General features: G+C 69.0%; 8 protein-coding genes and 1 pseudogene. All 9 read left to right on the top strand.

Features of this window, described 5'->3' with window-relative positions:
* Positions 1-161: pseudogene (locus AC2VOK_RS19855) on the top strand (PPE family protein); the annotation flags it as partial.
* Positions 162-265: 104 nt separating this feature from the next.
* On the top strand, positions 266-580 hold the full coding sequence (locus AC2VOK_RS19850; protein ID WP_428901966.1) for a WXG100 family type VII secretion target: 315 nt from the start codon (positions 266-268) through the stop codon (positions 578-580).
* 42 nt (positions 581-622) lie between these two features.
* Positions 623-910 carry a WXG100 family type VII secretion target gene (locus tag AC2VOK_RS19845; protein WP_144956457.1) on the top strand — a complete coding sequence of 96 codons (288 nt, stop codon included), beginning with the start codon at positions 623-625 and terminating at the stop codon, positions 908-910.
* 98 nt (positions 911-1,008) lie between these two features.
* A complete protein-coding gene (locus AC2VOK_RS19840) occupies positions 1,009-1,839 on the top strand; it encodes an ESX secretion-associated protein EspG (protein ID WP_428901965.1) in 831 nt (276 codons plus the stop codon).
* 127 nt (positions 1,840-1,966) lie between these two features.
* A complete protein-coding gene (locus AC2VOK_RS19835) occupies positions 1,967-2,992 on the top strand; it encodes a MinD/ParA family ATP-binding protein (RefSeq protein ID WP_428901964.1) in 1,026 nt (341 codons plus the stop codon).
* Complete coding sequence (gene eccD, locus AC2VOK_RS19830) at positions 2,989-4,515, top strand: type VII secretion integral membrane protein EccD (RefSeq protein ID WP_428901963.1); 1,527 nt, start codon at positions 2,989-2,991, stop codon at positions 4,513-4,515. Before AC2VOK_RS19835 ends, eccD begins: the two co-directional genes overlap by 4 nt.
* A 20-nt stretch (positions 4,516-4,535) precedes the next feature.
* The gene (gene mycP / locus AC2VOK_RS19825; protein ID WP_428901968.1) at positions 4,536-6,170 is read left to right on the top strand and encodes a type VII secretion-associated serine protease mycosin; all 1,635 of its coding nucleotides are present in this window, start codon (positions 4,536-4,538) and stop codon (positions 6,168-6,170) included.
* A gap of 44 nt (positions 6,171-6,214) precedes the next feature.
* A complete protein-coding gene (eccE, locus tag AC2VOK_RS19820) occupies positions 6,215-7,789 on the top strand; it encodes a type VII secretion protein EccE (RefSeq protein WP_428901967.1) in 1,575 nt (524 codons plus the stop codon).
* A 33-nt stretch (positions 7,790-7,822) separates the two neighbouring features.
* Entirely contained in the window at positions 7,823-9,667 is a 1,845-nt protein-coding gene (gene eccA, locus AC2VOK_RS19815) for a type VII secretion AAA-ATPase EccA (protein WP_428901962.1), read from the top strand.
* Positions 9,668-9,782: the final 115 nt, after the last annotated feature.

Raw genomic sequence — 9,782 nt, 5'->3', positions numbered from 1 at the left:
GCGGGGCGCTCGGCGCGGAAGCCCTGCGCCCGCAGACGACGACGACCGGCGGCACCCCCGTCGGCGGGATGCCGGTCGGCCACGCAGCCGGGGGCGGGCGTGCTTCCCGGGACAAGCCCGAACAACCCGTGACGGTGCGGGTTGTCGACGATCGAGCGTGAAGCCGGCCCGGCAAAAGGGTGAATCGACAGGTCCGAACAGCCGCCATACACTCCGCTTCACGCCCAGGCCATAGGGGGGCGGCCAATCGCAGAAGGAGAATTCCGTGACCATCAAAGTAACGCCGCACATGCTTCGCGACGCGTCAAACGCCATTCAGGCGAATATGGAGCACGCCATCGGGATCGCCCAAGGCTATGTCGCCAACCAAGAAAACGTCATGAATCCGGCGACCTGGTCCGGCGACGCCGTGACCGCGTCCCACGTGACCGCCACCGAGGTCGCCGGCGACCTGAACAAGGTGCTGACCGGCGGGACACGCCTGGCCGAGGGCTTGACGCAGGCGGCGGCCCTGATGGAAGCGCACGAGGCGGACTCCGCCCACGCATTCACCGCCCTGTTCGGCCAAGCCGGATCCTGACCCGTATTTCTGCCCACCGGTTTTTCGAAAAAGGAGTTCATCATGACAAATCCGATCACCTACAACCCGGGAGCCGTCGCCGATTTCGCCTCCGATGTCGGCGCCCGCGCCGGCCAGCTGCAGGCAATCTATGACGACACCGCCAACCGCACGAATGCGCTGCAGGAATTCTTCGCCGGCCACGGCGCCGCAGGGTTTTTCGAGGCCCAGGCGCAGATGTTGTCCGGGCTGCAGGGGCTCATCGACACGGTGCGCCAGCACGGGCAGACGACCTCCCACGTGCTGGACGGTGCGATCAGCACCGACCAGTCCATCGCCGGCCTGTTCTGAGGCCACATCCCACCGATCACTCACGCGACGGTGGGGCGGACGCCGAGCGCGTGTGCCCCACCTTCGTTGTCGTGTTCGCTGGTGAAAACGAACGACGCATGCTGACAACGACACTCGACGGTTTATGGGTACTGCAGGCGGTGGCCGGCGTGGAGCAGGTCTGCCCCGAACTGGGTCTGCGTCCGCTGCTGCCGAGGCTGGACACCGTCGAACGCGCGCTTCGCCATCCCGTGGCCGCCGAACTGATGGCTGCCGGCGCACTCGACGAGCACGGCGATGTCGATTCCATGATCCGCGAGTGGCTGACCGTGCTGCTGCGTCGGGATCTGGCGCTGCTGGTGCACATCGCCGTGCCGGGCCGGGAGCCGACGCGCGCGTCGCTCTGCCGATTCGCGACCTGGTGGGTGGTTCTGGAACGCCACGGCGAACTCGTGCGTCTGTACCCGGCCGGGGCCGCCGTCGACGAACGGGGAGCCGCCGACCTGGTGGTGGGGCAGATCGAGAGGCTGTGCGGCGTCGCCGAGGCGGCGCCGCTGCGACCGGTGACGCTGGATACCGAGCAGTTCCTCGAGTCGGTGCGCGACGCTGCCGGCCTGCGGTCGTTTCTGATCGGGCAGGGGCTCGACGTCGACCAAGTCCAGATCGTCACCGTGGCCGCCGACCCCGCGCAGTCCGCGCACGCGTCCATCGTGGCGCTGCAAACCGGCGTCGGACCGGAGCGGTACGCGCGCATCCACGTCGGAGACACCGCGGTGACGCTCATCGACACTCCCGCGGGCCGCCTGTGCGTCGAGAACGTGACGTCGGGACTGCGTCGGTACCAGGTGATCTCGCCCGGGTCGCGCACCGACGTCAGCGGAGCGGTCCAGCGGCTCATCCGCCGACTCCCCGCCGGCGAGGAATGGCATTCGTATCGGCGCGTCGTGTGACCCGGCTGCCTGCAACCGTGCAGAAATTGACGTCAAGGAATGGGCGAAAAATCGACCCCCCGCTCACCGTCAGAAAATTGTGTAATCGCGCAAACACGGTGTCGCATAACGTGTTAGCATCGCGATCGTGACGAGCCCGTGGAATGATCCGAATATCTCGGATGAAGGCCCGCCCAGGCGGGTGGATCCGCCGGCGGCCAACTACGCTCACGATTCCGTATCCGACACGATGCGCATTTCCGACCTGGCGGCTCCCCGCAAGATTCCCCCGGGTTCGGGTTGGCGGAAATTCATCTACAGCGCCTCATTTCACAAAATAAACGTTGGCGAATCGCCCAGCGAACGTCACTACCGTGATTTGCGCACCAGGATCCGGCGGCACATCCGGCGCCAGTACGTCATCACCGTCGTCTCCGGCAAAGGGGGCGTCGGGGTCACGACCATGGCCGCCTGCATCGGCGGGGTGTTCCGGGAATGCCGGCCCCAGAACGTCATCGCGATCGACGCCGACCCTGGTTTCGGAACCCTCGCCGACCGCATCGACGACGCGCCGCCCGGCGACTACGCGGCGATCATCAACGACACTGACGTCCAGGGCTACGCGGATATCCGGGAACACCTGGGGCAAAACGCGGTCGGCCTGGACGTGCTTGCCGGAAATCGCACATCGGATCAGCTCAGGCCGCTGGCGCCGGCCATGTTCTCCGGCGCGCTGACGCGGCTGCGGCGAACGCACACTGTGATGATCGTCGACACCGCCCCCGACCTGGAACACGACGTGATGACACCGGTCCTGGAGAACACCGACACCCTGGTGTTCGTCTCGGGCATCACCGCGGACCGCTCCCGGCCGGTGCTGCGCGCCGTCGACTACCTCAGATCCCAGGGTTATCACGAGTTGGTCTCACGCAGCACGGTCATCCTCAACCACACCGACTCCGGCACCGACAAGGACGCGCTGGCCTACCTGACGGAGCGCTTCACCAAGGTGGGCGCAATCGTGGAAGTGATGCCATTTGATCCGCACCTGGCCAAAGGCGGGATCATCGACACGGTCCACGAGCTGACAAAGAAATCGCGGCTCCGCCTGTTCGAAATCACCGCCGGGCTGGCGGATAAATACGTCCCCGACGCCGAGCGGGCGCCCCGGTGACTGGGCCCCACAAGGTCGCCTTCCCGGCGCGCTGCGCGGTCGACATTTCCTACGAGAAACACCTGTGTTCCCAAGTTTTTCCCGCCGCTATTCCGGTCGAAGGATTCTTCGAGGGAATGGTGGAGCTGTTCGACGCCGAGCTCAAACGAAAAGGCTTCGACGGCGTCGCGCTGCCGCCGGGAAGTTATGAGCTGCACAAGGTCAACGGCGTGCGGCTCGACATCAACAAGAGCCTCGACGAGTTGGGTGTCCAGGACGGCGACACCCTTGTGCTGGTGCCCAGGGCCGCCGGGGAGTCTTTCGAGCCGCAGTACGAGTCGCTGTCCACGGGCCTGGCGGCCATGGGCACCTGGCTCGGCCGCGACGGTGGCGACCGGATGTTCGCGCCGGTCACGCCGCTGACCGCCGCCCACACCGCGATCGCGCTCCTCGCCATGGCCGTCGCCGTGGTGGTGGGCCTGACTCTGCGCGCGCGCACCGTCACCGACACCGCGATTCCTGCGGCGGTGGCCGGCGGGTTCGGTGTGCTGCTGCTGGTCGCGACGACGGTGGTCCGGCGGGGATGGCGGGAACGCCGCGACCTGTTCGGCGGGTTCGCCTGGCTGACCGTGGTGCTGCTGGCGGCCGCCGGTGCCTGCGCACCTCCCGGCGCGCTCGGGGCGGCCCACGCGCTGATCGGGGTCGTCAGCATGACGGTGGGGGCCGTCGCGATCGGCGTGCTGACCCGGCAGCGCGGGCAGACCGCGGTGGCCACCGCGGTGGTGACGATCTGCGGGATTCTCGCCGCCGTCGCGGCCGTGCGGATGTTCCGGCCGGCGTCGGTGCAGGTGCTCGCCGTCTGCGTTCTGGTCGGGTTGCTCGTCCTGGTCAGGATGACGCCGCTGATCGCGCTGTGGGTGGCTCGGGTCCGCCCGCCCCACTTCGGATCCATCACCGGCAGGGATCTGTTCGCGCGCCGCGAGGGGATGCCCGTCGATACCGTGTCCCCGGTCAGCGAGGACGACACCGAGGACGAGGACAACGAACTGACCGACATCACCGCGCGCGGCACCGCCATCGCCGCCTCGGCGCGTCTGGTCAATGCGGTGCAAGTCGGTATGTGCGTGGGGGTTTCGATCGTGCTGCCGGCGGCGGTCTGGGCAGTGCTGACGCCGGGGCGCCCGTGGGCGTGGCTGGCGGTGCTGGTGGCCGCACTGGTGGCCGGGATTTTCCTCACCCAGGGCCGCGGGTTTGCGGCCAAGCATCAGGCCATCGCGTTGGTGTGCGGCGCGTGTGCCGCGGTCTGTGCGGGCGCCGTGAAGTACGCGCTGGCCGCGCGCAGCGCCGAAGCCGGATTGCTGTGGCCCGCGGTGGCGGTCGCGGTGTTCGCCGGATCGGGTTTGGCCGCCGCACTGTTGGTGCCGGAAATGAGGTTCAGGCCGCTCGTCCGGCTGACCGTGGAATGGGCCGAGGTAGTGGCGCTGATCGTCTTGTTGCCGGCGGCGGCTGCCCTGGGGGGGCTGTTCACGTGGCTTCGACACTGAGGTCACTGAGACGGGGGTGCCTGCGGGCGGTCGCGGTGACCGGCGTCGTCCTGCTCACCGCGCTCACCTCCAATACACCAGCTGCACAAGCTATTACACCACCCATGGTGGATCCTGCGCTGGTCCCCGCCGACGGGCCGCCCCGCCCCGACCAACCGATGCGCCGGGCCAACAGTTGTTCGTCGCCGATCACCGTGCGAAACCCGGACGTCGCCCAGCTGGCCCCGGGATTCACTTTGCTCAACATCGCGAAGGCGTGGCAGTACAGCACCGGCAACGGCGTGTCCGTCGCGGTCATCGACACCGGCATCACCCCGAACCCCCGGCTGCCCGTCGTGCCCGGCGGTGACTACATCATGGGCGAGGACGGGCTTTCGGACTGCGACGCGCACGGCACCCTCGTCGGTTCGATCATCGGCGCCGCACCTCAGGGAGTTCTGCCGATGCCGCGGCCGATACCGCCGGCGCCGGCGTTTCCGGCACCGGCCGGGCCGCCGCCGGCGATCGGAGCGGTGCCACCGCCCGTCGAGGTCCCGCCCCCGGCGGCGCCACCGCCACCGCCACCGCCGCCGGTGACGATCACCCAGGTCGTACCGCCGCCACCGCCGCCGGAGGAGCCGGGCGCGATGGGGCCGTCCAGCGGCCCACCGGATCCGCAAAGCGACGACGAACCGACGGTGCCGCCGCCCCCGCCGGGCGCTCCCGACGGAGTGGTCGGGGTCGCCCCACACGCCGTCGTCATCTCGATCCGGCAGTCCTCACGGGCGTTCGAGCCCGTCCACCCGCCGCCGGCCGACCCGAACTCTGACGAGCGGGTCAAGGCCGGAACGCTGAACACGTTGGCACGGGCAGTCGTTCACGCAGCGGACATGGGCGCGAAGGTGATCAACATTTCGGTGACCTCATGCCTGCCCGCGGCGGCCTCCGCCGACCAGCGGGCTCTGGGCGCGGCTCTGTGGTACGCGGCGACGGTCAAGGACGCGGTGGTCGTCGCGGCAGCCGGCAACGTCGGGGAATCCGGCTGCGCCAACAATCCCCTGTACGACCCGCTGGATCCGACCGATCCGCGCGATTGGCATCAGGTCAAGGTCGTCTCCTCGCCGTCGTGGTTCTCCGACTACGTGCTGTCCGTCGGTGCCGTCGACGGCGACGGCGCCGCCCTGGACAAGAGCATGTCGGGCCCCTGGGTCGCGGTGGCGGGGCCCGGCACCCACATCATGGGCCTGTCACCGCAGGGCGGCGGGCCGGTCAACGCCTACCCGCCCGCCAGGCCGGGGGAGAAGAACATGCCGTTCTGGGGCACCAGTTTTTCGGCGGCCTACGTCAGCGGAATCGCGGCTCTGGTACGGGCCAAGTTCCCCGAATTGAGCGCGCACCAGGTGATCACCAGGATGGTGCAGTCGGCGCACAATCCGCCCGCAGGCGTCGACGACAAGGTCGGGTATGGGCTGGTGGACCCGGTCGCCGCGTTGACCTTCGACATCCCCGCCGGTGACCGGTTGCCGCCGGGCGCACAGAGCCGGGTGATCAGGCCCGCGCCGCCGCCACCGCCGCCGGACCATCGGGCACGCGACATCGCCATCGGTTTCGTCGGTGTCGTGGCCGGGGGCGTGTTGGTGATGGCGATCGCGGCACGGCTGCGGAGGGCGCGGTGAGACCCGTGCTGACCGGGTTCGGCCGGGGCAGTAATCGGCGGGTTATGGGTGTGTGGGTGGTTTTCCTGTTGGGGCTCGCGGGTTGGGTGCTGGGTGGTCACCTCGGCGCGGCGATTGCGGCGGCCGTGGGTGTCGCGCTGGTGTTCGTGCGGTGGTGGGGTCAGCCGGCGTGGTCGTGGGCGGTGTTGTGGCTGCGAGGCCGCCGGCCGATCAGCTGGGAGGCTCCGATCATGGTCGCCAACAACCGGTCCGGAGGCGGTGTGCGGGTGCACGACGGTGTCGCGGTGGTCGCCGTGCAGCTGCTCGGCCGCGCGCACCGGGCTACGCGGGTGACCGGCTCGGTGAGGGTCGAGACCGACAACGTGATCGACATCGTCGACGTGGTGCCGATGCTGCGCCAGGCGCTGGGCCTGCAACTCGAGTCGCTCAGCGTCGTCACGTTCGGTTCGCGGCACGCCGGCACCGGCGACTTCCCGCGGGTGTACGACTCGGAGATCGGCACCCCGCCGTATGCGGGCCGGCGCGAAACGTGGCTGATCATGCGCCTGCCGGTGATCGACAACACCGAGGCCCTGCGGTGGCGCACGACGGTTGGTGCGGCCGCGGTTTCGGTCGCCCAGCGCGTTGCGACCCTGCTGCGCTGCCGAGGGTTGCGGGCGAAGGTGGCCACCGCCCCCGACCTGCTCGAGCTCGACCGTCGGTTCGGCGCGGACGCGGTGGCCGGCCTTTCCCAGCGCTGGAAAGCCATTCGCGGGCAGGCTGGTTGGATGACCACCTACGCCTATCCCGCCGCGGCTATCACGTCACAAGGTCTCGCACTGGCGTGGACGTTGCGCGCTGACGCCGTCATCCAGAACGTCACCGTGTATCCGGACGCGACGTGTACCGCGACGATCACCGTGCTGACCGCGACGGAGGCGCCGACCCCGCCCAGCGTGACGTTGCGCCGCCTCAACGGCGAGCAGGCCGCGGCGGCGGCGGCCAACATGTGCGGTCCGCGACCGCACCTGCGCGGACTGCGTCGCAGCCCGCTGCCCGCCGAGTTGGTCACCGAGATCGGCCCGTCGGGTGTGCTGGTGGGCAAGCTGAGCAACGGCGACCGCCTGATGATCCCGGTCACCGATGCGGGGGAGCTGTCGCGCGTCCTGGTGGCCGCCGACGATCCGATCGCCAAACGGATCGTGATCCGTACCGCCGCGGCCGGGGAGCAGGTGTGTGTGCACACCCGCGACGTGGCCCGCTGGGCGAGCGTGCGAATGCCGCACGTCAGTGTCGTCAGCACGCCGCGGCCCACGCCGCGCACCACGGTCAGTGTCGTCGAGTACGCGCCGCGGATCAGCAAGCGCGGCACGGGCGCCGCCGAGGGCAGCGGCCCGGAACTCACGGATTCCGCGATCTCACCCACCCCGCGTCCGGCGACCGTGATCACCGTCGCCCCATCGGGTGCCACGCTGCCCGAGCCCTACCGGCACGGTTTCGAGGTGATCATCGAGCAGGTCGGCCCCGCGACGGTGAACCTGACTGCGGCGGGGCAAAATTGGCGGGTCGAGGTGGACATGTTCCGGGCGGAGAACCGCTACGTCAGTCTGGAGCCGGCGGCGATGCCGGTCACCACCTAGCAGCGTCGGCACCACGAGTTCGAGGCCAATTCGATGAGCGCATCTGATTTGCACACCGCACGAAGGCATTTCGATCGCGCTATGACCATCAGGAGACAGCAGGGGCCGGCCGCGGCCCTGCCGGAATTCGTCGCGGCCACCGACGCCGACCCGTCGATGGCCGATGCGTGGCTGGGTCGCATCGCCTGCGGCGACCACGCGCTGGGCTCACTCAACCAGCTCAACGCCACCAGTGAGTGGCTGCACCGCGAGACCACCCGGATCGGCCAGACGCTGGCCGCCGAGATTCAGCTGGGCCCCTACATCGGGATCACCGTCACCGACGCGTCCCAGGTGGGGCTGGCGTTGTCGTCGGCGTTGGCGATCGCGGGGCAGTACGCCGAGGCCGACGAGTTGCTGGCCGACCGCGAGCTGCTGGATTCGTGGGCCAACTACCAGTGGCACCAGCTGGCCCGGGCGTTTCTGATGTACGCCACACAGCGCTGGCCCGAGGTGTTGTCGACGGCCGCCGAGGAGCTGCCGCCGCAGGCGATCGTCATGTCGGCGGTGACCGCGTCGATCTGCGCGCTGGCCGCCCACGCCGCCGCGCACCTCGGGCAGGGTCGGGTGGCGCTGGACTGGCTGGACCGTGTCGACGTCGTCGAACACAACTCGTCCTCGTCGCGCTTCGATGCCGACGTGTTGACGGCGGCCATCGGCCCGGCCGATATCCCGCTCCTCGTCGCCGACTTGGCCTACGTACGGGGGATGGTGCACCGGCAACTGCGCGAGGAGGACAAGGCCCAGATCTGGCTGTCGAAAGCGACGATCAACGGGGTGCTGATCGAGGCGGCCAAAGACGCGTTGGCCGACCCGAATCTGCACCTGGTGGTGACCGACGAGCAGACCATCGCCAGCCGCGCCGACAAGTGGGACGCCGCGACCGCCAAGAGTCGCGAGCAACTCGATGATGCTGACGCGGCGGAGCGGCGGGCCGAGTTGCTGGCCGAAGGGCGTGCGCTGCTGGCCAGGCAGGTGGGCCTGGCGGCGGTCAAGGAGGCGGTGTCCGCTTTGGAGGACCAGCTCGAGGTGCGCATGATGCGCCTCGAGCACGGCCTGCCGGTGGAGGGGCAGACCAACCACATGCTGCTGGTCGGTCCGCCCGGCACGGGCAAGACGACCACCGCCGAGGCGCTGGGCAAGATCTACGCCGGGATGGGGATCGTGCGCCACCCCGAGATCCGCGAGGTCCGCCGGTCGGACTTCTGCGGGCACTACATCGGGGAATCCGGGCCCAAGACCAACGATCTGATCGAAACGTCGTTGGGCCGAATCATTTTCATGGACGAGTTCTATTCGCTGGTCGAACGTCACCACGACGGGACACCGGACATGATCGGCATGGAGGCCGTCAACCAGCTGCTGGTCGCATTGGAAGCACACCGCTTCGACTTCTGCTTCATCGGCGCCGGCTACGAGGACCAGGTGGACGCGTTCTTGACCGTGAACCCGGGCCTGGCCGGGCGCTTCAACCGCAAGTTGCGGTTCGAGTCGTATTCGCCGTCCGAGATCGTCGAGATCGGGCGTCGTTACGCCGAGCCGCGCGCCAGTCTGCTCGACGACGCCGCGCGAGAGGCATTCCTGCACGCGGCCACCACGATCCGCAACTACATGACTCCCGGCGGGCGCCACGGCATCGACGCCATGCAGAACGGCCGGTTCGCCCGCAACGTCATCGAACGCGCCGAAGGGTTCCGCGACACCCGCGTTGTCGCCCAGAAACGCGCGGGCCGCCCGGTGACGGTGCGAGACCTGCAGATCATCAACGCCCCCGACATCGAAGCCGCGGTGCGCAGCGTGTGCTCGGACAACCGCGACATGGCGGCCGTCCTTTGGTAGGCGTCTGATAACAGCGCTGCCCATCAGCTGGTGCTGCACCCGGGCCTGCGGTGCGTAAAGATTCCTGCCGATCAGCCAATTCACCGCGGGTGCAGGTGAAGCCCACAGCGGGCTC

Source organism: Mycobacterium sp. TH-M116 (assembly GCF_057473685.1).
This window is presented reverse-complemented; position numbering and strand designations above follow the sequence as displayed.